Below are 24,331 nucleotides of genomic sequence, written 5' to 3'. Positions count from 1 at the left end.
CGTAAAATCAATGACTATTCGTATTTGCGCATTACCAGCGTCGCATTGGTTCCGCCAAAGCCGAAGCTGTTCGACATCACCGTTGTCAGCTTGGTTTCTTTCATTGCAGTGACAATGTTCATGCCTTCAGCTGCCGGATCCAGATTTTCAACGTTGATAGAAGGAGCGACAAAGTTATTCTCCAGCATCAGCAATGAATAAATGGCTTCGTGCACGCCCGCCGCACCCAGCGCATGCCCGGTCATCGACTTGGTTGAACTCATCATCGGCGGTTTGTCGCCAAATACTATATTGACGGCTTCAAGCTCCTTGGCATCACCTACCGGGGTACTGGTGCCGTGCGTATTCAGATAATCAATCGGACCATCGACGGTTTCCATCGCCATCTGCATGCAACGCACCGCGCCTTCGCCCGATGGTGCGACCATGTCGTACCCATCTGAAGTCGCGCCATAGCCGACGATTTCACCGTAAATTTTCGCGCCCCGTGCCAATGCGGTTTCCAGTTCTTCAATAACCAGAATGCCACCGCCGCCGGCTGGTACAAAGCCATCGCGATCGACATCATAGGTACGCGAAGCGCGCTCAGGGGTGTCATTGTATTTGGTGCTCAGCGCACCCATGGCGTCAAATTCCATGCCCAGCGTCCAGTGCAGTTCTTCACCGCCACCAGCGAACACACGATCCTGCTTACCAAACTGAATCAGCTCCATGGCGTGGCCAATACAGTGAGCTGATGTTGCGCAAGCTGAACTGATGGAATAGTTAACACCCTTAATCTGGAATGGCGTTGCCAGGCATGCGGAAGTCGTCGACGCCATACAGCGTGGCACCATATAAGGACCAACCCGCTTCACGCCTTTTTCCCGCAGCAAGTCAGCAGCAGCTACCTGGTGCTCGCCTGAGGCGCCACCTGAACCCACAACCAGGCCAGTACGCGGATTAGAGACTTCTGCGTCACTCAGACCAGCGTCTTCAATCGCCTGCGCCATTGCCATATAAGCATAGGCAGCCGAATCGCCCATAAAGCGCAAGGCTTTGCGGTCGATGTGGTCCGCCGGGTTGGTGCGGACAGGTCCCCAGACCTTGCACCGCAAACCCATATCGGCAAATTCCTGAGAAAACTCGATGCCCGAACGCCCGTTTTTAAGCGATTCCAACACCTCTTGTTTGTTCACGCCGATACTCGACACAATGCCAAGTCCGGTAATCACTACTCTTCTCATTCTGATTTCCTGTCTTGCTGAGCGCCCGACTATGGTAGCCCACTTCCGTTAAAAAGTGGTCTGCTTTCCGCTTTTTTTAACAAAATATTGTTACACTAGCGTGTAATTAACCTTGTTTCGTTATCCCTATAGTCAAAGCGAGTTAAATGACGTGGCTACCCCAATTCCTGCACAAGTTACTTTTAACGAATTTGGTTTGCCGGTATCAACCGCCTTTGATGATATCTATTTTACCAATGACAATGGTTTAGACGAAAGCCAATACGTGTTTCTTCAGCATAACGATCTCCCCGAGCGCTGGCAAACCCATCCGGGGTCCCGGTTTGTTATTGCTGAAAGTGGTTTTGGCACCGGTCTGAATCTGCTGGCCACCTGGCAACTGCTGTTGCAGCACGCGCCATCATCGCTACAACTGCATTTTATTAGCTTTGAAAAATATCCCCTGCGCCCTGAGGATCTGGCGCGCGCGCTTCGTCATTTCAATGCATTAAAACCCCTCGCCGACGAATTGCTCGCGGTTTATCCGGCAGCCGGCCCAGGCTGCCACCGGTGCCTGTTGGCCGACGGCCGGATCACCCTGGATCTGTGGTTCGGTGATATTCATGAACAGTTACCGCAGTGGCTGCCCGGCGCCGTCAATCAGGTGGATGCCTGGTTTTTAGATGGCTTTGCGCCGGATAAAAATCCGCAGATGTGGCAACAGAATCTTTATGACGCTATGGCCCGCAGTGCCGCACCGGGTAGCACTTTTGCCACCTTTACGGCCGCCGGAGCCGTACGCCGTGGCTTGCAACAAGCTGGCTATAGCGTAAGCAAGGTCGCTGGTTTTGGCCGCAAGCGTGAAATGCTCAGAGGCTACTTTCCGACCGGCGCAACGTCGCCCGGCACCGCGCCGGCCGCAAGTGACGAGCCGGTACTAATTATCGGCGGAGGTATCGCTGCCGCCACCATGGCACACGCCCTAACCCGGCGTCACCGCAAGGTTAAAGTACTCACCGCCGGCCTCGCTGATGGCGCCTCAGGAAATCCACAGGGCGCTGTTTACCCTTTATTACATGCCGAATTAAGTCCGCTTAGTGAGCTTTTCCTGAGCGCATTCAGCTACGCCCAGCAGTTTTATCAGCGCTACTGCCCCACGGCCTGGCATCCCTGCGGCGTGCTGCAACTGGCTTATAACGACGAGCGTGCGAACCGCGCCGCCCGCATCGCCGGTGGCGAGCAGCCGCTATACAGCAAGGCTACGGTACGCTGGCTCAGCCCTGATCAGACCCGGGCCTACTGGCACCAGTTACCTGCATGCCCGGCCCTGCTTTACCCTGATGCGGGCTGGCTGTCACCACCCACTGTAGTCAGGCAACTGCTGGAGGGCATAGATACCGAATGCGCAGCTGAACTCGAACGGATTGAAAAGCTGTCCGGTGGCCGCTGGCAGCTACATTTTAGTGATGGCAGCAGGCGCCAGTCCGGGCAGGTGGTGCTGGCTATGGGAGCTGGCCTGAATACGCTGATAGAACCCTTTGGTGTTTCACTACAGAATGTCCGTGGCCAGGTGACCCAGGTTGCCAGCACGGCAGCCAGCGAATCTTGTCCGTCGGTGATTTGTTACAAAGGCTATTTTACCCCCGCAGCGGATGGCCAGCATTGTGTCGGCGCCACCTATGCCCGTCAGTTCAGCGCCGCTGAAGCACAGCAGAATCGTAGTCAGGATGAGCAGGAAAACCTCGCCAACTTGCAGGATAACCTGCAACAGGATTGGACCAGGGGGCTGACACCGACAGCCAATCGCACCTCGCTACGCAACACCACCCGTGACCATATGCCGCTCGCCGGATTTTTGGATACCGGGCTGCTGGTGTTTGGCGGACTGGGTTCACGGGGCTTTACCAGCGCACCACTGTTAGCCGAACTGCTGGCGGCAGAGTTGCTGGCCAGCACCGGCACCGCTGAGCCATTACCGCTGGGCGCTGACCTGCGCCGCCGACTGGCGCCGGCGCGCTTACAGCCTAAACCTGATTAACTGGCGGCATCCAGCTGGCCCATCATCGCCTTGATATGGGCTTGATCCGCCGGTGCCAGCTCATGCCGGGTTTGTTCAACCGCAGCATAAAGTGCCGGCATAATGGCTTCCGGCTGCCGTTGCTCCTGCAGCTCCAGTTGCGCCACCACTAAATCAAAATGCCCACGCAGATAACCGCTGGCAAATAACTCATCATCAGTACCATCAACGACCGCACGATCGAATACCTGTTCCAGGCGCGCTACCAACTGATCAAACTCAAGCTGTGCAGACATCACTAAAAGACCCTTTTCTGCTCCGTAATTTGGCCGCGCAGCATACCATAAGCCGACCGCTTTCTGGTACACTAAGGCTAACATTCACCCTGGTTCGTGTTATGACAAAACCAATCGGATTATTTTACGGCTCAACCACCTGCTATACCGAAATTGCCGCAGAAAAAATTCAGGCGCAGTTTCCTCCGGGGCGGGTCGAACTATTTAATATAAAAGATGTGCCGCTGGCCGACAGTGAGCAGTTTGATGTGGTAATTTTTGGTCTGTCGACCTGGGATTTTGGCGAAATCCAGGAGGACTGGGAAAGCCGCTGGGACGAGATCAGTCAGTTAAATCTACAGGACAAGATCGTCGCGCTCTTTGGTATGGGCGATCAGGTCGGCTACACCGACTGGTTCCAGGATGCGCTGGGCATGCTGCATGATGAGCTGGCCGCCGGCGCCAATACCGCCGGTTGCACCCGCATCGGTTTCTGGCCCAATCAGGGTTATGACTTTATGGCTTCAAAAGCGCTGACCCCTGACGGAGAATTCTTTGTCGGACTGGCACTGGATGAAGACAGCCAGTACGAACTGAGTGATGAACGCATTAACCAGTGGTGCGCGCAGTTGCAGCAGGAGCTTCGCGAACTCAGCTAAGCCTGAAGTGGCAGCCGGTGCAGCCAGCGGTCGGCGATTTCCGCCTGCTCATAATCAGGATAACGAACCGCCGGTGAATGTCCCCATACCGGACCTGGCCAGGCCGGGTCCTGGTCGTGGCGCAGCAGCAAATGCACATGCAGCTGCTGCACTACATTACCCAGCGCACCAACATTCAGTTTATTACCGCGACCGTGCACTTTCAGCACAGCAGCAGTCTGTTGCACTTCGCGCGCCAGCTGTTGTTGCTGCGCCGCTGATAAGTCCAGAAATTCCACAGCGCCCGCTACAGCCGGCACCAGAATCAACCAGTCATAACGCGCATCATTGAACAACAACACGTCACATAGCTCCAGCCGGCCAAGATAAATACTGTCAAGCATCAGCCGCTGATCCAGGCTGAATACTTCGCGATCGCCATCGCCTGTGTTACTTTCGGGCTTAGATTTGCTATAACCGCTGTTTGTCATTTGAACTCCTGTTACCAAAATAACAATGGATAAACCTACATGAGAGCTTTCATCACAATCCTGCTGCTGGCCGGCCTGAGCTGGGCTCAGGCCGCGCCCGCCGCCACTGGCCAGGCCACCTCACTGGCTGAGTTTACCGCCGGCATGACCGCCCACCAGGGCTTCTTTACTTTTTACCATGCGCCCGATAAAGGCAGCTATTACCTGAAGATCCCGCGTCAGTCAGAACCTTTTATCTTTCAGACTAGTCTGCCCTGGGGCTTAGGCTCTAACGACATCGGTCTGGACCGCGGTCAGCTTGGCGCCACGCGGCTGGCCAGCTTCCACATTGAAGGCAATAAGGTGCTGTTGCAACAGCACAATACCTATTACCGGGCCACCAGTGACAACCCGGCAGAACGCGCCAGCGTCAGCGAAGCCTTTGCCGGGTCAGTGATCGCCGGCTTTGCGGTGGTCGCGGCCAATGACCAGTACGTACTGGTGGATTATACGCCTTTTCTGCTCAGCGATACCCATGGCGTTATTCAGCGTCTGCAACAAACTGAGCAGGGCAGCTACCGTATCGCTGCCGATCGCTCAGTGATTTATCCGGCCCGCAGCAAAGCTTTCCCGGATAACACTGAACTGGAAGCCAAAATCACCTTCACTGGTGAAGCGAAAGGTCAGTATGTACGCAGTGTCGCCGCGGATCCAGATCATCTGACCATGCATCTGCACCATTCGTTTATCCGGCTGCCAGACGCTGGCTACGAGCCCCGCAAGTTCCATCCTAACAGTGGTTTCTGGGCTGAAAATCACATGGATTACGCAGCCCCGCTGGGCAAGCCCATGCTGGTGCAATATATTCCGCGCCACCGGTTAAAAAAACAGAATCCCGCCGCCGCCGTCAGCAAACCGGTAAAGCCTATCGTTTATTACCTTGATCCGGGCGTGCCCGAGCCTGTCCGCAGCGCGCTGCTCGATGGCGGGCGCTGGTGGGATCAAGCCTTCCGGGCGATAGGCTACGAAGACGCTTTTCAGGTTCGCGAGCTGCCGGCCGACGCCGATCCGATGGATGTACGCTACAACGTCATCCAATGGGTTCACCGCTCCACCCGGGGCTGGTCTTATGGTGCTTCCATTACCGATCCGCGCACGGGAGAAATCATAAAGGGGCATGTGACTTTAGGATCACTGCGGGTGCGCCAGGATATGCTTATCGCCCAGGGTCTGCTGACACCTTTTGCCGAACAGCTCAGTGAAAAACAACAGCAGCAGCTGATGCAGCAGGTCGAGGAAATGGCGCTGGCCCGCATTCGCCAGCTATCGGCCCATGAAATTGGCCATACCCTGGGTATCGCCCATAACTTCGCTGCCAGTGCCCGCGACCGGGCCTCGGTGATGGATTATCCGCACCCGCTGGTTAGTCTGTCCACCGATCACGACGGCCTCACCTTAGCCGAAGCCTATACCAATGAATTGGGCCTGTGGGACAAACAGGTGATTGCGTATGGCTATGGCGATGCCGCGCCGGAAACCATTATCGAGCGCAATAAGCAGCTGGGACTGGAATTTATTTCTGACCGGGATGCCCGCGCCGCTGGTGGCGCCCATCCTGACGCCCATCTGTGGGATAGTGGCAGTGATGCCGTGACTGAACTGGAGCGGGTACTGGCGGTGCGCCGCACTGCCCTCAGCCGCTTTGGCCTGGATAATCTGCCGGCCGGAGTGCCCCTCAGCCGCCTGAATCAGGTGCTGGTGCCGATGTATCTGCTGCATCGCTATCAGGTGGAAGCCGCGGTGAAAATGCTCGCCGGCGTGCACTACAGCTATTACATAACTGCTGAGGATGACCCGGATTACCGGCCGGTTAACGCCCAGCAGCAGCAACGGGCGCTGCAACAGTTAACGCAAACCCTGACCGCTGAGCAACTGGCGCTGCCGGAATCCATCAAGGTATTGCTGGTACCGACAGCGTACGGCGAGCCTGCCAGCCGCGAAACCTTTAGCGGCCTGACCGGTCTGATCCCGGATGCCGATTCGATGGCTGCCAGCGCCGCCCGCTTCACCCTTGAGCTGATGTTGCATCCGCAGCGACTGGAACGGCTGCAGCAACAACAGCAGCAGGACGCTGACATTCCTGATGTGTATCAGGTGCTGAAGCATATTGAGCAACAGGCCATCGCGCCGGCCTACCAGCCAGATGCCAGCAGCCTGGAGCAGCGCCTGGCGTTCGAATCGCTGACGGCTATCGTGCAAACTTATATGAATGAGCAACTAAGCAGTACCGCCAAGGCGCCGCTTTATAGCTTCCTGCAGGCCCAGCAACAGGCCTGGGAAAGCGCTGCCGTCAGTGACCACCGGCAATTTGCCCTGGCGGCCCTGAGGCAGCTGTTTACGGAACAGAGCTGGCCCCTTAAACCGGCACCAGCCCTGCCACCGGGCTCACCGATCTGATGAGTCGTTCAGTTGACCAAAGAATGAATCAGGCAACCAGCGCGGGCGTTCGTCCGCGTTGGCAATTTGCTGACCGATAGCGAAGTTGATATTGGTAAATACCACGCCCGCCTCATAGTTGATTGGCAAATCCGGACTATCACTTGGCCGGTGATAGTGCTTTTCAAAGAACTCTCCCCAGATTTCCCCACCGTTTTTATCCTCGTCTTTAGCGGTAAAACCGGTCATTAAAAATACTGCTGGTACGCCCTGTTTCACAAAAGCATAGTGGTCCGAGCGGGTAAATATAGCCTGTTCTGGCATCGGATCTCCACTCAGCTCAATACCAAAACTGCCGGCCGCCTCAGCCACCGTATCGCCCAGCGTCGAATGGGTTGAACCAAAGGCGATGATGTCCGCAAAATCATAGAGCAGCACGGGCATATCAAGGTTCACGTTCGCCACGATCTGATTAATCGGCACCGTCGGATAATGAGCATAGTAATCCGCGCCCAGCAAGCCGCGCTCTTCTGCGGTGACCGCAAGGAAGAGCACCGAGCGTTTTGGCCGCTGTGCTGATTCGGCGAACATCCGCGCTGTTTCCAGCATCACCGATACCCCCGAAGCGTTATCCATAGCACCATTATTGATGTGATCATCCTGACTCAGGTCTCTGGTCACGCCAACATGATCAGAATGTGCGGTATAGAGCACATATTCATCTTTGAGTTGGTCATCGGTGCCGGGCAGAACGGCTGCAACATTAGGGCTTGAGATCGCTTCATGCACAGATTCTTTCGCCAGGGTTACACTGGCGTTAAGCGCAAAGCCGCGCGGGCTCTCGTCGTTTTCTGTTTGTAACAGCAAAGTTGGCAGGTCAACCGGAGCCTTGCGGAACAGATTTTCGGCTGCTTTAGTATCCACTGACCCCAGGTTAGTGAATCCTTTGTAGATCTGGTTTGGCTCGCCATCGGCATTCAGCCAGACCAGATTAGGCGCACGCTGATACAGTGCCGACACCTTAAATGGCCGCACTTTTTCCCGCGCCGGGGTATGGATACTGAGCATGCCAACGGCACCACGTTCGGCAGCATATTTTGCTTTATTGCGGTTCAGATGCGCGCCCTCTTCGCTGGGCAGAAATTCCGGCCGGCCGGCCAGGGTCACTACCACTTTGCCGCTGACATCCAGGCCATCATAGTCGTTGATATCAAAGGCCTCAGAAACCAGGCCATAACCGACGAATACCATAGGGGCGGTGACATTAACCTGTTCATGATAAGCGCTCGGTGCGGTCAGAAATTCCTTCGGATAATTCAGCTCAACAACGTCATCGCCGTAGCTAATCGCCAACCTGGCGGTGTTCTCTTTTAAGGTGCTGCTGCGAAAATTGATGCGCTGAAAATAAGTGCCATCATCGCCGGCGGGTTCCAGCCCCAGCTGTTTAAATTCACTGGCGATATACAGGGATGCTATTTCGTGACCCCGGCTGCCGGTATCACGACCGCGCAATTCATCACTGGCCAGAAACTCGAGGTGTCCGCGCAACGCACTGGCCTCTGCACTGAGGGCTGAGTTTTCGTCGCTCCCGGCAGCACCACCGCAGCCAATTAGCGACATGACAACGAGCGAAAAGCTTATGACTGAAGGTAAACGCATACTATCTGATGTCCGTTCTTAGGGTGTTGGTAGTGCGTTAGTCTATCCAACCCCGTCGCGGCAAACCAGCTTTTCGTCGCAATCCGTGTGCGTATCAGCGAACTCAGGCTTGTCTGCTTTAATGTTATATTATAACATTACATTACTTTGATCGTACTTAACTGAAACCGGAGTTGTCAGATGTTCCGTAAAACCCCACTAGCCGTATTTGTTGCTGCGTTGATGCCAGTCACTGCTATGAGTGCCCCCGATGCGCAGGAGCAACAACATGAACATCAGGATACTGAGGTACTCACTATCACGGCGACGCCCCTGAGTCGTACCCAGCTGAACTCGGCTCAGCCGGTCAGCGTGGTGGCCGGTGACGAACTGCGTGAGCAGCAGGCTCATACCCTGGGCGAAACCCTGCAGAACGAACCTGGCATCAGTGCCACTCACTTTGCCGGCGTTGCCAGCAGTCCGATCATCCGTGGTCTGGATGGCCCCCGGGTTAAAATCACCCAGAATGGTCTGGACACCGGTGATGTGTCGCGCGGCAGCCCGGATCACGCGGTGACGACCGAAACATCCGTCGCCCAGCAAATTGAAATCCTGCGCGGTCCGGCTACCCTACTCTACGGTAGCGGCGCTATCGGCGGTGTGGTCAATGTGGTCGATCAGCGCATTCCCAGCGAGTTTGTCGGCGGTAGCCGAGGCTTCTACGGTATTAATGCGGACAGCGCCAGTAACCTGCGCGACGCCAGCGCCGGCTTCACTGCCGACCATGAACAGACGGTGTGGCATGCGGACGGTTTTATCCGCCGCAGCGAAGACTACAGTGTGCCCCGTTTCACCAACGATGAAGGTGAAACCGCAACTGAAGTCGAGAACAGCTTTATCGATGCGCAAGGCGCTAACATCGGCGTCAGCTATATTTTTGACCAGGGCTACCTGGGTGCTTCCTACGGTCGTCTGGAGCAGGAATACGGTATTCCCGGCCATGCCCATGGCGAAGAACATACAGAAGAAGCAGGTCCATTTGCCAACCTGAACCAAAACCGCATTCAGGTGCACGGCGGCTGGCTGGCACCGTACCAGGGAATTGAAAAACTGGAACTGCGCTATGGTTTTACCGACTACCAGCACCAGGAAATTGAGGACGAGATTCCGGCGACCACCTTCACCAATGAACAGCATGAACTCCGGTTAACGGCTACCCACGCACCACTGGCCGGCTGGAACGGTGCCTTCGGTTACCACCTGTTCGACCAACAACAAAACGCCGTGGGTGAAGAAGCCTATACGCCTGCTTCTGACGCTGTCCGGCATGGTCTGTTCTGGCTGTTGGAGCAACAGTTCGGCCAGTTTAACTGGCAAGCCGGTGCTCGCTACGAGCGGGTTGACGTTGAAGCTCCCACCCTTACCGACCTGCGTTATGCGGAACTGGATTTCGACCCGGTATCGGCTTCAGTCGGTTTCACTTATCAGTTCGCCCCGGAATTGCGTTTCGCAGTTAACTTCAGCCATGCCCGGCGCGCTCCTGCCGCTAATGAACTGTTCTCTAACGGCGAGCACCTGGCAACCCAAACTTATGAACTGGGACTGGTCTATGAGGCCCACGAAGAAGGTGATCATGAGTACCATATCGAACCGGCTGATCGCTCGCCGGTAGTCGAGAAATCCAATAACCTGGATGTCGGCTTCCATATTGAACAGGCCAACTCACATATGGATTTCACGATATTCTACAACCGTATCAATAACTACGTGTTCAGTGAATTCACTGGCATCAACAGCGAAGATCTGCATCAGGAAGGCGATGATGGCCACGCCGATGGCGGCCATGACCACGCTGAAGGCTTACCGGTTGTCGCCTTTACCCAGCGCGATGTCGAGCTGTTCGGCTATGAGCTGAGCGGTGCCTGGCAGTTCACGCCAAATTGGGAAGTAACGGGCTTCAGCGACTACATTCGCGGTCGCTCTACTGACGGAGCGGGCGACCTGCCGCGCATGCCGGGCCAGCGCATCGGCACCTCCCTGCGTTATAATAAGGGTAACTGGGAAGCTAAAGCCGGCTATATCTGGCACGCCAAACAAACTCAGGTAGCAGCTAACGAAGAGCCAACCGCAGGTTACGGCTTGCTGAACGCGCAGCTGAACTTCTTCCCGCAGGCCTTCGCGGCACAGAATCTCAGTATCTACCTGAAGGCCGATAACCTGACCGACGAATTGGCGTTTCCACATACCTCGTTTCTGAAAGAAGACGCGCCCCTGCGCGGCCGTAACTTCGGTATTGGCATACGCGGCGAATTTTAGCGCATTAGTTACGCGCTTGGTCGCAGCCTGAAAACCTTTGCAACCTGCTTTGTTACACTATCCCGGTGAGCTCACTGAATACAGGAACAAAGCAGGTATGCGATTTTTAGGTGCATTGACGGCAGGTTTATTAGGCTTGGGGCTTTGTTGGCCGCTGACCGCCGCTGCGCAAACTGAAATAACCTCCGAACCCGCTGCACTCACTATTGAGCGGATTTTTTCCGCTCCCGATTTAACTACCGTAGCGCCGCAGCAACTCCGCTTCGCTCCGCGCGGTAACCATATCTCCTATCTTAAAGGCTCTGTCACACAGCCGGATGTCTACGATCTCTGGCTATACAGTATTCGCGACGACAAGCACCGGCTACTGGTCGCAGCAAAGGAGCTAACCCAGGATCCTTCGCAGGTTTCGGCCGCCGAGCAGGCCCGCCGTGAACGCCAGCGCATCCGCGCTGACGGCATCGTCGAATACCACTGGTCGCCCGACGGCCAGTCCCTGCTATTTCCGTTAGCCGGCCAGCTCTATCTTTATAATATTGCAACAGCGACCACCACCACCCTGACCTCCAGCACTATGAGCGCCACCGATGCCCGGTTTTCGCCCGCTGGCAGCTACGTCAGCTTTATTCACGAGCATAATCTCTGGTTAGTCGACCTGCCGACCACCAGCTTACGTCAACTGACCACTGACGGATCGCTTGATCAGATGTACGGCACCGCTGAATTTGTCGCCCAGGAAGAGATGAAGCGCATGACCGGTTACTGGTGGAGCCCGGACGAACAGCGTATTGCCCTTACCCGGGTCGATAAAACCCCCATCGCCACAACAGTACGGGCTGATGTTAGCGGCACCGGACTGGTGCAACAGCGCTACCCCTATGCCGGCAGTGCCAATGCCCTTGTCGACCTGGGCATCCTCACAGTGCCAGATGCGGCAGAGAAAACCACGGTGACCTGGCTGAATTTAGCTGAACACCATGGCGATGGTTATCTGGCGCGGGTTGACTGGGTTACTGACAGTAAGCGGCTTGGTTATCAGTGGCAGAATCGCAGCCAGAATCAGTTAGGTCTGTACCTGCTTGATGCTGAGCAGCCGGTTGCTGGTCACAACCTCGTGCTGCAGGAATCAGCGCCAACCTGGGTTAACCTGCATGATGATCTGATTTTTCTGAACGATGCCCGCCATTTCATCTGGGCTTCTGAGCGCAGTGGTTATAAGCACCTGTATCTGTACCGGCTTGACGGTAGCCTGATCCGTCAGTTAACCAGTGGCGACTGGATGGTTGATCAGGTAAGTCGGGTAGATGAAACCACCGGCTATATCTATTTTACCGGCCGCAAAGATACGCCGCTGGAGCGACACCTGTATCGCGCCAGCATGAATACCAGTAATCCCAGCCAGCCAACCCGGCTCAGCGACCGCGATGGGATGCACGAGATCACCTTCGGTGCCGACGCCCGCAGCTACATTGACTATTTTTCGAGCAGCACGCAGCCGCCCCAGGTCAGTCTGCATGGCCCGACCGGCGAACGCATCAGCTGGCTGCATCAGAACCAGCTCGACAACAGCCACCCGTTGGCGCCGTATCTCACTAACTGGCAATTCCCTGAATTCGGTCACCTGACCGCTGCGGATGGTCAACGCCTTTATTACCGGCTCACGCGCCCGACTCAATTTGTCGATAATCAGCGCTACCCGGTTATTGTGATGGTCTATGGCGGGCCCCGCGCCCAGCGCGTGACCAATAGCTGGGGGCATTATTTCAGCCAGTACCTGGCTCAGCAGGGCTATGTTGTTTTCCAGCTGGATAATCGCGGCAGTGGTAACCGTGGTCGGCAGTTTGAGACGGGTATCTATCGCCAGCTGGCCATGCTGGAAGTTGAGGATCAACGCCGCGGCGCCGAGTTCGTTCGGCAACTGCCCTTTGTTGATCCCGACCGGGTAGGGGTATTCGGACACAGTTACGGTGGTTACCTGGCGCTGCATCTGATCCTGCGCGCCGACGATTTATTTTCTGCTGCCGTGGCCGGGGCCCCGGTAACAGACTGGAGCCTCTATGATACCCATTATACTGAGCGCTACCTGGGTACGCCGCAAAACAATGCCGAGGGGTACCAGCAGGCCTCAGTGCTTACTTACAGCGATCAGCTGAAGAAGCCATTGCTGATTTATCACGGCCTGGCTGATGATAATGTGTTGTTCGAACATAGCGGTAAGTTGTTCAAAGCCTTCCAGGATAAAGCACTGCCCTTTGAAATGATGGCTTATCCCGGCAAACAGCACGGTCTGAGTGGACGCGCCACCAGCATCCACCGCTACCAACTGATTGCAGACTTTTTTGCCCGGCACCTGTGATCAGCTATACTGAGGCCAACATTCTCATTCGCTGGAGATAATAGGTAATGCATTTTCTATCACGCCGACTGGTCATGCCTAATGACCTGAACTTTGCCGGCTCGCTGTTTGGTGGCCGCATCTTAGAATGGATCGACGAAGAAGCATATATTTTTGCTGCCTGTCAGCTCGATGCCAAGAGCCTGGTAACCAAGCATATCGGTGCTATTAGTTTTGAAACCTCGGCCTATCAGGGTGATGTCGTTGAATTCGGGCTCGGCGTTAAAGCGGCGGGTACCAGTTCACTGACGGTAACCTGCGTGGTCCGTAACAAGCAAACCAAACAGACTATCTGTGTGGCCGACGATATTGTGTTCGTCCATATCGATGCTGAAACCCGTAAGCCCTTGCCGCACGGACGAACAAAAGAAGAATTAGATGCGATAAAAATAGAAACGCCGACTTAATGTCGGCGTTTTTTTACATATCCTGATAAAGCGTCTTTATCCATCGCTCTTCAGTAATAAAGCCCCATGACCAGTCGGCCCAGCGATCACTGAGGCCGCGGGCAACCGCTTGCTCAACCGTAAGACCTTCAACCTGCATCAGCCGCACTTCTTCGCGGGTGATGGCAATCATCGATATCAGTCGCTGCCAGTCGTCTTTATCGGATAACCCGCCATGGCCGGGGATGATTTTGGTATTATCATCAAGCTGCGCGATCACTGCGCTGACATTATCTATGTAGCCCTGCACACTGCCGCCAGCGTTTAAATCAATAAACGGAAAGCGATCGACAAAGAATAAATCTCCGGCGTGAATAACATTGGTGTCAGCGAACCACACCACCACATCGCCATCGGTATGCCCCCGGGGATAATGTTGCAGTCTGAGGGCGGCGTCACCGGTGTTTAGTTGCAGCGATTCACCGAAGGTCACCGAGGGAATACCCGCCTTATCAAAGTCGGCGTTCTGCGCCAGCCGTGCGGCGACATTGTGCTGTGCAATCACGGTGACACCCTGACGCGCGAAAGCCGCATTGCCGTCAGTATGGTCACCGTGGAAATGGGTATTGATCAGAGTCGTCAGCTGCTGCTCGGTCAGGCTGCCAATTGCCGCGCTGATTTTCTCCGCGAGCGGGGCATATTGCGCATCAACCATATAAACACTGTCGTCGCCGAGGTAAACGCCAATATTGCCACCCGCGCCGGTGAGCATATAGACCCGATCACTTAACTGCACCGCCTTGATTTCAACATCGTCGAACCGGGACTGAGCCTGAGCAGCGGCACTCAGGCCTGCCGTCAGGCTAAGCACTGTCAGTGCCGCTAACCATATCTTAATATTACGCATCTTCACCATGCTCCAATAGGGGGCTGACCCCGAATCACTAGCGATGCAGATAACAGCCTGCAAAGCATGTGACCGGGGTAGCGGTTGGCTTGCCATGTTGCCAGTCACCGCCTTCTACACCGCTGCCGGCGATATCCACGTGCACGTAAGGGAGCGGTTGCTCACTGTCGGTACCATGCTTATCAAGGCCGGCTGCGATACTTAAAAATGCCATCGGGAATTGGTGTCCGCGCGGGGTTGTGGCGGACGGACCGTTATTACTCGACAACACATCATCTGACCTGGTCCGGGGCCGGACAAACGAGAAATCTTCGCGGCGCGACCAGGAAATTTCCGTCGGATCGCCGTAGACCTCGCCCGCTTCCCATAAGCGGTCAGTTATCTTATCTACGCGTGCTGGTCCGTTCGGGATCAGCGCCGTATAAGGGCCTTTTGCCAGCGCCGCGTGCCCGGTCAGGGTCGCCACCGAGAATAGCTGCGGCCGCGGGTAATCCCCTGCTTCAGCACGCAGATGGCTCAGCAGGTCAGCCAGTAACAACCGGCCTTCAGCATCGGTATTACCAATCCGCACCCGGACGCCGCTATGCCCGGTAATAATTTCGTCAGCGACAAAGGCATCGGCACCCACGGAGTTGCGCACAATACCGAGTTCAGCCACCACGTTAACTGTTTCCGGGCGCATCTCTGCTACCGTCTTCAGAAAACCAGCAACGCCAGCCGCGCCGCCTTTATCCCGGCTCATACCGGCCATGTGGCCACCGACTTTCAAATCAACACCGCCGGTATCATAAACAATACCTTTACCAGCCATCATCAGGGTCTGCTCCGCCGCCGGTGCCTTGTATTCCAGCCGCACCACACAGGGCCAGTGACGCTCAACACCGAGCGAAGCACGGGCTACGGCCATCAGCAACGGATACTCGTGCTGTAATTGCTGAATATCATCAATAACAGTTACCCGCACCGGTGATTGCGCAAAGGTTTGCTGGCAATATTCGGCAAAGCGTGGCGCCGCCATTCGCTCTGGCTCGGTACCACAAAGGTCCCGGGCGACCCGTTTGCCAGCTTCAACGGCCTCCAGCCAGCCTTCGTTTACCACGCCGACCAACCCGACTTCAGTAACGGTTTCGATTTGGTCTTCACCCAGGGCTTCGCGTGCTTCCAGCGGCTGATACAGCGCCTGACAAAAGCCCCAGTAGGCGACCGCTTCAGCCTGCCCGTAACGGCCCTCTTCTTCAGGCACGCCGAATACCACCAGCAATGGCTTGCGGCAACCGGCTTCGGCGGCGATGCGGGCACCAGCCGCTGCGGCGTCAGCGATTTGTCGTACATCATCATAATCACGGGTCAAAGGACCAGTTGGTGCTGTAATCAGGCGGCCGCCAGCCACTTCACAGGTAACCAGTAATGCCTGCTCGCCAACCCGGCGGTCAAATTGCCGGGCGCGTTCAATGTGAGATGAAAAATCTTCAGGAATATGCTGCTGGTAATCGCCAATTAAAATGACAGCATCGTAGCCACCACCTGCGGCAGCACTGTAGTTATTTACCACGGTCAGTTTCGGGTATGCCATAATCGTGTTACTCCTCAGACGCGCCGCCAGCGCGTACCTTGTGGGGTATCTTCAAGCTCGATACCTAATTCAGTCAGTTTATCCCGGGCCGCATCGGCGCGGCTCCAGTCTCTTGCTTTACGGGCTTCATTACGCTCAACAATCAATGCTTCAATCTCAGCCACATCGTCGCCGACGCCTGCCCCACTTTGTAAAAATGCTTCCGGTTGCTGTTGTAACAGCCCCAGGATCTCGCCCAGTGTCCGCAGCTGTGCAGCATATACCGCCGCCTTCGCCGGTTCAGTGGCAAGCGTCCGGTTAATATCCCGGGCCAACTCAAAAAGTACCGGTAAGGCCTCAGGCACATTGAAATCTTCCTGCATGGCTGCATGAAACCGCTGCACCTGTGTTTGTGTCAATTCTTCTTCAACACCGTCATGGCCAAAAGGCTCAGGCGCGTCCCTCAAGGCCGTGTACAGACGTTCAAGCCCGGCGCGCGCTTGATCAAGATTATCTTTAGAATAGTTCAACTGGGAACGATAGTGGCTGGATAACAGGAAATAACGTACGGTTTCGGCGTCATATTCCTTAAGTACTTCACGAATAGTGAAAAAGTTACCCAGTGATTTGGACATCTTCACTTCGTCGACCTGCACCATGCCACTGTGCATCCAGTAGTTCACATACTTAGACTGGTTGGCACAACAGCTTTGTGCGACTTCATTTTCGTGATGGGGAAAAATCAGATCCGAACCGCCGCCGTGAATGTCAAAGTGCGCGCCCAGATGTCGCTTGTTCATTGCCGAGCACTCAATGTGCCAGCCCGGACGACCCGCGCCCCAGGGCGACGGCCAGCTCGGCTCACCTGCCTTGGCTTGCTTCCACAATACGAAGTCGAGCGGGTCCTGCTTATTGTCCGCGATATCTACCCGGGCCCCAGACTGCAGTTGTTCCAGGTCCTGCCGGCTCAATTTGCCGTAGGGCTCAAAAGTGCTGACGTCGAACAGCACATCACCATCGGCGGCCTCGTAGGCATGACCTTTAGCAATCAGGCTATCAATCATGCTGATGATATCGTCCATATGATCCGTTACCGTCGGCTCGATATCGGGACGCAGCAGGTTGAGCGCGTCAAAATCTTCGTGCATGGCGTTGGTAAAGCGGTCCGTAACCGCCTCGATGCTTTCTTCGTTTTCAGCCGCGCGCCGGATAATTTTATCGTCTACATCCGTTATATTGCGGACATAAGTAACCTGATAACCGCGCGAACGCAAATAGCGCACAATCACGTCAAAAGCCACGTAAGTACGGGCATGCCCAATATGACAGTAGTCGTAAATCGTTACTCCGCACACGTAGAGTTTGACCTCGCCCGGGGTTACCGGCACAAATTCTTCCCGGGTACGGGTGAGCGTATTAAAAATGGTTAACATTGCAGGTTACAACTCCTGTCAGACGGCTCTGTGGTTCGTTCATAGAGCCTAATCATAACGCATGCTGTAGCCTGGTAACAAACGGTGGTAAACTGATTCAGTAAATTTCTTAATTAACAGAAAACGGAGTATTAGTAATGAAGGTGACTTTACATACCAATCATGGCGATATCACCATGAAGCTCTTTGCAGACGAAGCGCCCAAAACTGTTGAGAATTTTCTGCGCTACGCCCGTGAAGGGTTCTACGACAACACCTTATTTCACCGTGTAATTAAGGGTTTTATGATTCAGGGTGGCGGCTTCAACCTCGAAATGGTTCAGAAAGAAACCCATGAACCGATCAATAACGAAGCTGACAATGGCCTGAAGAATAAAAAAGGCACTGTAGCCATGGCCCGTACCCAGGATCCACATTCAGCCAGTTCGCAGTTCTTTATCAACTGTGCGGATAACGACTTTCTGGATTTCAAAAACAAGAGCGTTGGTGGCTGGGGCTACTGTGTATTTGCTGAAGTCACTGACGGTATGACCGTGGTCAATGATATTGAGCAGATGCGTACCGAAGGTGCTGGCTGGCATCAGGACGTTCCGGTTGATGACGTGATTATCGAACGAGTCAGCATAGACGACTAAGTCATTATGACCAGCTGGTTCATTTCTGATCTCCATCTGAGCCCGGCGCGGCCTGATATCACCCGTCTGTTTCTGGAATTCTTGCAGGAACAGGCGGTGCATGCCGATGCCCTTTATATCCTCGGCGATCTTTTTGACGCCTGGATTGGTGATGATGATACCAGCGACTTCGCCGCCGCGCTGCAGGGAGCGTTGCGGCAAGTGACCCAACAGGGCGTGCCGGTTTATTTTATTGCCGGTAACCGTGATTTCCTGGTCGGACCCCGGTTCGCCAGAATGACCGGGGTGCGGCTGTTAAATGAACCTGCAGTCATTGATCTGTACGGTACGCCCACCCTGCTGCTGCACGGCGACAGCCTCTGTACCGCCGATCGCAGCTACCAGCGCTTCCGCCGGATTATACGCCAACCCTGGCTGGTCAAAATACTGTTAGCATTGCCGCTTAGTATGCGAATGCGCATCGCCAATAAACTGCGGGCATCCAGCGCCACCCAGCAGCCGCTGTCGGCGGAGCAATTGGCCATTATGGATGTCACCGACACTGCCGTTATCGATTTATTTGTCCGTTACGATGTTGGCCAGATGATTCATGGTCATACCCACCGCCCGGCTATTCATGAACATCAGCTGCCCGATGGCAATACCGCCGAACGCATAGTCCTCGGTGACTGGTATGAGCAAGGCAGTTTACTTCGGGTTACCCGCACTGAACGCCAATTAATTAGTCAGCCACTATAGCGCTGGCCGGCCGCTGTGAAAGCGGAACTCGCTATCAGCTGATTCAATCAGTTCCGCTTCAACCGCCCCAAAAAAGTGCACCCGTTCGCTGATATCGCCGCCGGCAATTTGCTCAGCCAACTCCAGATAGTCCTCAAAGTGGCGTGCTTCCGAACGCAGCAGACTAATATAGAAGCGGGCCAGATCGGCATCCACATGGGGCGCCAATGCAGCAAAACGCTCACAGGAGCGCGCCTCAATATAGGCACCGCAAATGAGTTTATCAATCAGGGTTTCCGGTTCGTAAGTTCGCACATGGCGCAATAAGCCGCTGGCATAGCGCCCGGAGGTAATATTCCGGTAGGCAACCTGCCGTTTATCCATAACCTCCAGTACCTGATAAAAATGGTGCAATTCTTCTTTTATCAGCATCACCATCTTGTCGATAAGTTCCTGGCTATAAGGTGTCGGTTTGCGCGGCAGCATGGTCTTCGCAAGGCCGCCAGCGCGACCGAGTTCACGCCAGTCGCCCTGGCGGCGATAAGCAAAATCTTCATAAGGCTTGAGCCATGCCAACAACGCGGTGCCACTGGCTTCATCGACGGCATATTTACGGATCAGATACATGGCCGATTGCGCCGCTTTCAGCTCGCAAATCAGATGATCAATAAGGACCAGCTCGAGATGTTCGGGCTTAGTCGCTTCAGTAACCCAGGCAGCGGGCGTCTGGCAATGCAAAAAACGATGTATGGGCGCAAGTAAGGTCTGCAAAATCTGGGTTCCCTCAGGTTTTGTCCGGCGGCTGCCGATCATGCCATAAATGCATGCTACAGGGCAGGAAAAACCCTTGACTACCGTCAAAAACTGACCAATATAGAGAGTAAGCCGAAAAAATATCCGGCGCTAACTATAATAAAATAAGAATCACACAGAACAGAGGCCAGTCATGATCCTGAACCATATATGGGGGTTATACGCCCATCCGCTAGAAGAATGGAAAACCATAGACTCACGCCATGAGAGCATGACGTTCGCATTAAGCCACATTCTGCTTATTGCTTTAATCCCCTGCGCTGCCGCCTATTACGCGTCTGCCTACCTGGGCTGGAGTATAGGGGCCCGCGAAGCGACTTTTTTAACTAAAAGCAGTGCAATGACCATGGCCGTCGCCATGTACCTCGGCATCATCGTGGCGGTTTTCGCGCTCGCCTATCTGATCCACTGGATGGCGAAAACCTTCGGCGCCAGCCCCACCTTCACCCAGTCCATGGAACTTGCCGCTTATACCGCGACTCCGGCAATTATGTCCGGCATCGCAGCACTGTATCCGGAGCTGTGGTTTGTCACCATGGCATTCCTGGCCGGTATATCCTACTCGGTTTATCTGCTTTACTCCGGGGTGCCGATACTGATGCACATTCCTGAAGAACGTGGCTTTATTTACGCCAGTTCAGTCGTAACGGCTGGCCTCATTATGCTGGTCGTGCTGATGGTCGTTTCGGCCATACTCTGGACCAATGGTCTCGGCCCCGCGTACATTTAACGCCTCTGACTATGGCCTTGAGCTGGAATCTGATAGGCTTAGCAGGTTCCAGCTCAACTTGACTCTACAGGACTACAAATGAGTGACAAAAATAAAAAACTAAGCCTCACCACCCGCATTGTTATCGGCATGTTCGCCGGTATTGTGGTCGGCGCCCTACTGCAAATCCTTTTCAAAGACAGCACAATTGTTGAAAATTACCTGACTAACGGTCTGTTCTTTGTGATCGGCCAAATCTTCATCGCATCCTTGCAGATGCTGGTCGTTCCCCTGGTTTTCGTGTCGTTGGTACTGGGTACCTGTGCACTCAGTGACCCGGCCAAGCTGGGCCGACTCGGTGGTAAGGCTGTGGGTCTGTACCTGGTGACTACCGCAATCGCTATCAGCCTGGCCATTGCGGCCGCTGTTATTGTTCAGCCGGGCTCCGGGCTGGAACTTGAAACCGAAGCGGTATTTGAAGCAAAAGAAGCGCCCAGCCTGGCGCAGGTCATCATCGACCTGTTCCCGACTAACCCTTTTGATGCGTTCGCCAATGGCAACATGCTGCAGATCATTGTCTTTGCGCTACTGTTCGGTATTGCTACCGCACTGGTCGGCGGTAAGCCCGGCGAGCGGGTCAAAGCCCTGTTTGAAGACTTTAACGAAGTGATTATGAAGCTGGTCATTATTCTGATGAATCTGGCTCCTTATGGTGTTTTTGCCCTGATGGCCAAACTGTTCAGCGAAACCGAGTTCAGCGCTATTACCAGTCTGGGCACCTACTTCGTACTGGTCATCGCGGTGTTGCTGACTCATGCATTAATTACCTATCCGATCATTCTGAAGGCACTTAGTCGCATGAATCCGATCATGTTCCTGAGAAAAATGCGTGAAGTGCAGATTTTCGGTTTCAGTACCGCCAGCAGTAACGCGACCATGCCAGTGACCCTGGAAACTGTTACCAAGCGGTTGGGCGTGCACAACAGTGTCGGTTCATTCACCGTGCCGCTCGGAGCCACTATCAATATGGACGGCACCGCCATTATGCAGGGGGTCGCAACCGTCTTTATAGCCCAGGTTTACCTGGTTGACCTGAGCATAGCTGATTATCTGATGGTGGTGCTTACCGCGACGCTTGCGTCAATCGGTACCGCAGGTGTGCCCGGCGTGGGTATGATCATGCTGGCTATGGTATTAGGTCAGGTTGGCCTGCCAGTGGAAGGAATTGGCCTGATTATCGGGGTTGACCGCTTGCTGGATATGACCCGCACCGCGGTGAACGTGACCGGGGATGCCATGGTCAGTGTTATTGTAGCGAAAAGCGAAGGTGCGCTGGATGAAGATGTCTTCAACGATGCCGACGCCGACGTTAAAGAACGGGACGTAGCGGATCAAATCTGATCCGCTTCACCACTTTTACATCAGTGCCTCACGCCACATAAATCGCATCAGGCGTGAGGTATCCACTGCCGCATTCAGTTCGCCGTTGAGGATCTGCTGCTGAACCTGGTTGAGTAAAGGCACCAGTACTTTAGCGATATAATCGTCAGCGCTATCCGTTGACGCCATCGGCGGCAACCTCAGGGCCTCCAACTGCACACTTAAAATCGGCAGACCGCTGTCGAACAGGTTCACTACCACGTTATTCAGCTGTACCTCTCCCAGTTTCCAGATCAGTCGTTCTGACGCCTTATAAACGGGTTGCTGTGCCATATAGGCATCGTAAAGCGCATGCAGGTTTGACTTACCCTTACCATAGTAGGCAATCGTCAGCTGCGCATCGTTCGCTACCACTTCATCCAGTATCAGCTGGTTTTTGGTAGGCGTCAGCCAGTCACCGTGAATCAGCACTTGCTCTGTCCGCAGTACCTGATTGAGGCCGGCGTCGAGCTCGCTAACCCGCGTCGTCAGGCGGACATCTGTCGCCATCAGCTCCGCCGTGAGGGTGTTCAGGTCAAATAACTCATACTTCAGATCCGCGCCCAGGCGCTGTTCGACCTGTTGCTGTATCAACCCGCCGACGCGCTCCGACAGCGTTTGTTCGCTATGTGCTGCGCCGGCAAAAACCGCCAATGCTGTTAACACGGCTGCGGCCGTCAGTTGTGCAAAGTGTTTCATAAGGCTCCTGTACTAACGTTTCTGATGCCGTTCACGGTTAAAAGCTTTTTGTTCCGGATTCTTACGCAACATGACGTACATAGAGCCGACGCCACCATGTTGTCGCTGGGCACTGTGAAAGGCCATTACCGGCTCGAGCTGCCGCAGCCACTTATTAACGTAGCTCTTCAGCAAAGCCGGGTGTGGTTTAGAAAACTTGCCGATACCGTGTACCACGATGGCGGTACGTACACCCCGCCGGTGACACAACTGGATAAAGTCAAACAAGGCTTTACGGGCCTGGCGCAAACTGTGGTGATGTAAATCAAGAGCCGCTTCAATCTCATAGCGGCCCATACGCAACTGCTTGTAAACACCGTGCTGGACACCGTCACGGCGGAACTCGAGTACATCCTCAGGCGCGACCCGATCGACGAACTCCATCGACAGATAGTTCAGATCGTCTTCAGCTTGCTGTTCAGCCGCCTTACGCCGCTCGATCTGAGCCAGGGTTGGTGTAAATGCGGTGCGCACGTCCGCCACATCGTCACCTTCCAAAGGCGTCACGCCAGTCATTTCGCGGCGAAACAGCTCAAACTCATCGCTCACAACTGCTCTCCTCTCACTACGACTTACTGATAAACTCCCGCAAACTGCTGAGTACCGCATTCATATTGCGGCCAATACGCTCGCCCAATGGCTTCTTAGTACTATACCTTACCCCGAAAATAGCGTGATCACTGGTACGTTCCAGTAGCCAGGCATCACTAGTCGTCAGGTTATCCACCAGCCCAAGTTCCTGTGCCTGCTGCGCGGTCCAGTACTCACCGGTGGCAACCTTATCGATATCCAGCCCGGGCCGGTATTTCTTCACATGAGTTTTAAATTGCTCATGTATGTTTTCCATCTCTTCTTTAAATTTCTGCCGGCCTTCGTCAGTATTCGGGCCAAACAAAGTAAGCGTGCGCTTATACTCACCCGCGGTAATCTGTTCAAAGTCCACGTCATGTTTCTTAAGCCAGCGATGAAAGTTTGGCATCTGGGCCAGTACGCCAATCGAACCTATAATGGCAAAGGGGGCTGCCTGAATACTATTGGCCACACAGGCCATCATATAACCACCACTGGCCGCTACCTTATCGACACTGACAATCAGCTCAAGTTCCGCATCACGCAGCCTTTGCAGTTGCGCCGCGCCAAGTCCGTAGCCGTGCACAACGCCGCCACCGCTCTCCAGTCTGACCATCACTTTATCGCCCTTACTGGCAACCGCAACCACCGCGTTCACTTCGCGACGCAGCTGATCGACTTCTTTGGCATCCATACTGCCGTTAAAGTCCAGTACGAAAAGTTTTGGCCAATCGCTTTCTTTCGTCGCCTTCTTGCGTTGTTTCTTCAACGCCTTCTCCGCTTTCTTCCGCTCAGCCCGATCCAGCAGCTCAAGCTTCAGGTCGTTCGCGGTATCTCGCAGATCGTCAGAAAGCCGCTCAACATGCAACTCACCTTTCTGTTTGCGTTGGCGTTGTGCCGCATTGGCGATAACCCCGACCACCAGCACGATAGCGATAACAATAATCGCCGCCTTTGAGGTAAATTCCGCAAGGTTAAGTAAAAACTCCATAGCAACTCCTGTGCTTTTCGTACGTTTCAAAAGAGACGGTAAAATAAAGCGATAAAAAAAGGCTGCGAGAA

The 24,331-nt window shown here is 54.6% G+C and carries 21 protein-coding genes; 10 read left to right on the top strand and 11 right to left on the bottom strand.

The genetic code is table 11. The features are described from left to right. Positions 1–14: 14 nt before the first annotated feature. Positions 15–1,226 carry a beta-ketoacyl-ACP synthase I gene (fabB, locus tag R3196_RS05305; RefSeq protein WP_318935617.1) on the bottom strand — a complete coding sequence of 404 codons (1,212 nt, stop codon included), beginning with the start codon at positions 1,224–1,226 and terminating at the stop codon, positions 15–17. 151 nt (positions 1,227–1,377) lie between these two features. Here fabB and mnmC point away from each other — a divergent pair, with 151 nt between their 5' ends. Next, positions 1,378–3,243, top strand: a complete 1,866-nt coding sequence (mnmC, locus tag R3196_RS05300; RefSeq protein WP_318935616.1) for a bifunctional tRNA (5-methylaminomethyl-2-thiouridine)(34)-methyltransferase MnmD/FAD-dependent 5-carboxymethylaminomethyl-2-thiouridine(34) oxidoreductase MnmC — start codon at positions 1,378–1,380, stop codon at positions 3,241–3,243. Here the strand turns inward: mnmC and R3196_RS05295 are convergent. After that, positions 3,240–3,602, bottom strand: coding sequence for a YfcL family protein (locus tag R3196_RS05295; RefSeq protein ID WP_318935615.1), 363 nt, complete (start codon positions 3,600–3,602; stop codon positions 3,240–3,242). The two genes, mnmC and R3196_RS05295, sit on opposite strands and share 4 nt — an antisense overlap. A 17-nt stretch (positions 3,603–3,619) precedes the next feature. Here R3196_RS05295 and fldB point away from each other — a divergent pair, with 17 nt between their 5' ends. After that, a complete protein-coding gene (gene fldB, locus R3196_RS05290) occupies positions 3,620–4,156 on the top strand; it encodes a flavodoxin FldB (protein ID WP_318935614.1) in 537 nt (178 codons plus the stop codon). On the opposite strand, the gene R3196_RS05285 is transcribed toward fldB, so the two are convergent. Beyond that, positions 4,153–4,626, bottom strand: a complete 474-nt coding sequence (locus R3196_RS05285) for an HIT domain-containing protein (RefSeq protein WP_318935613.1) — start codon at positions 4,624–4,626, stop codon at positions 4,153–4,155. The genes fldB and R3196_RS05285 overlap by 4 nt on opposite strands. 39 nt (positions 4,627–4,665) lie before the next feature. On the opposite strand from R3196_RS05285, the gene R3196_RS05280 reads away from it, so the two are divergent. After that, positions 4,666–7,062, top strand: a complete 2,397-nt coding sequence (locus R3196_RS05280) for a zinc-dependent metalloprotease (protein ID WP_318935612.1) — start codon at positions 4,666–4,668, stop codon at positions 7,060–7,062. Here R3196_RS05280 and R3196_RS05275 read toward each other — a convergent pair. Beyond that, on the bottom strand, positions 7,051–8,700 hold the full coding sequence (locus tag R3196_RS05275) for a M28 family metallopeptidase (RefSeq protein ID WP_318935611.1): 1,650 nt from the start codon (positions 8,698–8,700) through the stop codon (positions 7,051–7,053). The genes R3196_RS05280 and R3196_RS05275 overlap by 12 nt on opposite strands. 180 nt (positions 8,701–8,880) lie before the next feature. Here R3196_RS05275 and R3196_RS05270 point away from each other — a divergent pair, with 180 nt between their 5' ends. The 3 genes from R3196_RS05270 (at position 8,881) to R3196_RS05260 (ending at position 13,797) form a co-directional block, all read left to right on the top strand. Further along, positions 8,881–10,995, top strand: a complete 2,115-nt coding sequence (locus tag R3196_RS05270; protein WP_318935610.1) for a TonB-dependent receptor — start codon at positions 8,881–8,883, stop codon at positions 10,993–10,995. Between the two features lie 97 nt (positions 10,996–11,092). Then, positions 11,093–13,351 (top strand): S9 family peptidase, encoded by a 2,259-nt coding sequence (locus tag R3196_RS05265; protein WP_318935609.1) that lies wholly within the window; start codon positions 11,093–11,095, stop codon positions 13,349–13,351. A 47-nt stretch (positions 13,352–13,398) separates the two neighbouring features. After that, complete coding sequence (locus tag R3196_RS05260) at positions 13,399–13,797, top strand: acyl-CoA thioesterase (protein WP_318935608.1); 399 nt, start codon at positions 13,399–13,401, stop codon at positions 13,795–13,797. 13 nt (positions 13,798–13,810) lie between these two features. On the opposite strand, the gene R3196_RS05255 is transcribed toward R3196_RS05260, so the two are convergent. Genes R3196_RS05255 through cysS form a run of 3 tightly spaced genes read right to left on the bottom strand, consistent with a single transcriptional unit; the run spans position 13,811 to position 17,668 of the window. Then, complete coding sequence (locus R3196_RS05255) at positions 13,811–14,683, bottom strand: MBL fold metallo-hydrolase (protein ID WP_318935607.1); 873 nt, start codon at positions 14,681–14,683, stop codon at positions 13,811–13,813. Positions 14,684–14,720: 37 nt separating this feature from the next. Beyond that, positions 14,721–16,256 carry a leucyl aminopeptidase family protein gene (locus R3196_RS05250; protein ID WP_318935606.1) on the bottom strand — a complete coding sequence of 512 codons (1,536 nt, stop codon included), beginning with the start codon at positions 16,254–16,256 and terminating at the stop codon, positions 14,721–14,723. Positions 16,257–16,270: 14 nt separating this feature from the next. Continuing rightward, positions 16,271–17,668 (bottom strand): cysteine--tRNA ligase, encoded by a 1,398-nt coding sequence (gene cysS / locus R3196_RS05245; RefSeq protein WP_318935605.1) that lies wholly within the window; start codon positions 17,666–17,668, stop codon positions 16,271–16,273. A gap of 137 nt (positions 17,669–17,805) precedes the next feature. On the opposite strand from cysS, the gene R3196_RS05240 reads away from it, so the two are divergent. Both R3196_RS05240 and lpxH read left to right on the top strand, forming a co-directional pair. Further along, positions 17,806–18,303, top strand: coding sequence for a peptidylprolyl isomerase (locus tag R3196_RS05240; protein ID WP_318935604.1), 498 nt, complete (start codon positions 17,806–17,808; stop codon positions 18,301–18,303). Positions 18,304–18,309: 6 nt separating this feature from the next. Continuing rightward, entirely contained in the window at positions 18,310–19,041 is a 732-nt protein-coding gene (lpxH, locus tag R3196_RS05235) for a UDP-2,3-diacylglucosamine diphosphatase (protein ID WP_318935603.1), read from the top strand. On the opposite strand, the gene miaE is transcribed toward lpxH, so the two are convergent. Further along, positions 19,036–19,833: a tRNA isopentenyl-2-thiomethyl-A-37 hydroxylase MiaE gene (gene miaE, locus R3196_RS05230; protein ID WP_318935602.1), complete on the bottom strand. Its 798-nt coding sequence runs from the start codon at positions 19,831–19,833 to the stop codon at positions 19,036–19,038. The genes lpxH and miaE overlap by 6 nt on opposite strands. Positions 19,834–19,966: 133 nt before the next feature. Here miaE and R3196_RS05225 point away from each other — a divergent pair, with 133 nt between their 5' ends. Further along, entirely contained in the window at positions 19,967–20,563 is a 597-nt protein-coding gene (locus tag R3196_RS05225) for a Yip1 family protein (RefSeq protein ID WP_318935601.1), read from the top strand. A gap of 78 nt (positions 20,564–20,641) precedes the next feature. Continuing rightward, entirely contained in the window at positions 20,642–21,943 is a 1,302-nt protein-coding gene (locus R3196_RS05220; RefSeq protein ID WP_318935600.1) for a dicarboxylate/amino acid:cation symporter, read from the top strand. A 15-nt stretch (positions 21,944–21,958) separates the two neighbouring features. On the opposite strand, the gene R3196_RS05215 is transcribed toward R3196_RS05220, so the two are convergent. From R3196_RS05215 to sohB, 3 genes are read right to left on the bottom strand one after another with little or no spacing between them, the layout of a single operon-like run. After that, positions 21,959–22,660, bottom strand: a complete 702-nt coding sequence (locus R3196_RS05215) for a hypothetical protein (protein WP_318935599.1) — start codon at positions 22,658–22,660, stop codon at positions 21,959–21,961. Between the two features lie 12 nt (positions 22,661–22,672). Then, entirely contained in the window at positions 22,673–23,308 is a 636-nt protein-coding gene (smrA, locus tag R3196_RS05210) for a DNA endonuclease SmrA (protein ID WP_318935598.1), read from the bottom strand. Further along, the gene (gene sohB / locus R3196_RS05205; protein WP_318935597.1) at positions 23,265–24,260 is read right to left on the bottom strand and encodes a protease SohB; all 996 of its coding nucleotides are present in this window, start codon (positions 24,258–24,260) and stop codon (positions 23,265–23,267) included. Before sohB ends, smrA begins: the two co-directional genes overlap by 44 nt. Positions 24,261–24,331: the final 71 nt, after the last annotated feature.

The organism is Pseudidiomarina sp. (assembly GCF_033722695.1).
GTDB lineage: Bacteria > Pseudomonadota > Gammaproteobacteria > Enterobacterales > Alteromonadaceae > Pseudidiomarina.
Note: the sequence above shows the minus strand (reverse complement) of the source record. Positions and strands in the feature narration are given on the sequence as shown.

What these genes read in the sequence shown, in the direction of transcription:
- fabB (WP_318935617.1), bottom strand. Translation starts at nt 1,226, where the DNA reads ATGAGAAGAGTAGTGATTACCGGACTTGGCATTGTGTCGAGTATCGGC.
- R3196_RS05295 (WP_318935615.1), bottom strand. Translation starts at nt 3,602, where the DNA reads ATGTTAGCCTTAGTGTACCAGAAAGCGGTCGGCTTATGGTATGCTGCG.
- fldB (WP_318935614.1), top strand. Translation starts at nt 3,620, where the DNA reads ATGACAAAACCAATCGGATTATTTTACGGCTCAACCACCTGCTATACC.
- R3196_RS05285 (WP_318935613.1), bottom strand. Translation starts at nt 4,626, where the DNA reads ATGACAAACAGCGGTTATAGCAAATCTAAGCCCGAAAGTAACACAGGC.
- R3196_RS05280 (WP_318935612.1), top strand. Translation starts at nt 4,666, where the DNA reads ATGAGAGCTTTCATCACAATCCTGCTGCTGGCCGGCCTGAGCTGGGCT.
- R3196_RS05275 (WP_318935611.1), bottom strand. Translation starts at nt 8,700, where the DNA reads ATGCGTTTACCTTCAGTCATAAGCTTTTCGCTCGTTGTCATGTCGCTA.
- R3196_RS05270 (WP_318935610.1), top strand. Translation starts at nt 8,881, where the DNA reads ATGTTCCGTAAAACCCCACTAGCCGTATTTGTTGCTGCGTTGATGCCA.
- R3196_RS05265 (WP_318935609.1), top strand. Translation starts at nt 11,093, where the DNA reads ATGCGATTTTTAGGTGCATTGACGGCAGGTTTATTAGGCTTGGGGCTT.
- R3196_RS05260 (WP_318935608.1), top strand. Translation starts at nt 13,399, where the DNA reads ATGCATTTTCTATCACGCCGACTGGTCATGCCTAATGACCTGAACTTT.
- R3196_RS05255 (WP_318935607.1), bottom strand. Translation starts at nt 14,683, where the DNA reads ATGCGTAATATTAAGATATGGTTAGCGGCACTGACAGTGCTTAGCCTG.
- R3196_RS05250 (WP_318935606.1), bottom strand. Translation starts at nt 16,256, where the DNA reads ATGGCATACCCGAAACTGACCGTGGTAAATAACTACAGTGCTGCCGCA.
- cysS (WP_318935605.1), bottom strand. Translation starts at nt 17,668, where the DNA reads ATGTTAACCATTTTTAATACGCTCACCCGTACCCGGGAAGAATTTGTG.
- R3196_RS05240 (WP_318935604.1), top strand. Translation starts at nt 17,806, where the DNA reads ATGAAGGTGACTTTACATACCAATCATGGCGATATCACCATGAAGCTC.
- lpxH (WP_318935603.1), top strand. Translation starts at nt 18,310, where the DNA reads ATGACCAGCTGGTTCATTTCTGATCTCCATCTGAGCCCGGCGCGGCCT.
- miaE (WP_318935602.1), bottom strand. Translation starts at nt 19,833, where the DNA reads ATGATCGGCAGCCGCCGGACAAAACCTGAGGGAACCCAGATTTTGCAG.
- R3196_RS05225 (WP_318935601.1), top strand. Translation starts at nt 19,967, where the DNA reads ATGATCCTGAACCATATATGGGGGTTATACGCCCATCCGCTAGAAGAA.
- R3196_RS05220 (WP_318935600.1), top strand. Translation starts at nt 20,642, where the DNA reads ATGAGTGACAAAAATAAAAAACTAAGCCTCACCACCCGCATTGTTATC.
- R3196_RS05215 (WP_318935599.1), bottom strand. Translation starts at nt 22,660, where the DNA reads ATGAAACACTTTGCACAACTGACGGCCGCAGCCGTGTTAACAGCATTG.
- smrA (WP_318935598.1), bottom strand. Translation starts at nt 23,308, where the DNA reads ATGCGGTACTCAGCAGTTTGCGGGAGTTTATCAGTAAGTCGTAGTGAG.
- sohB (WP_318935597.1), bottom strand. Translation starts at nt 24,260, where the DNA reads ATGGAGTTTTTACTTAACCTTGCGGAATTTACCTCAAAGGCGGCGATT.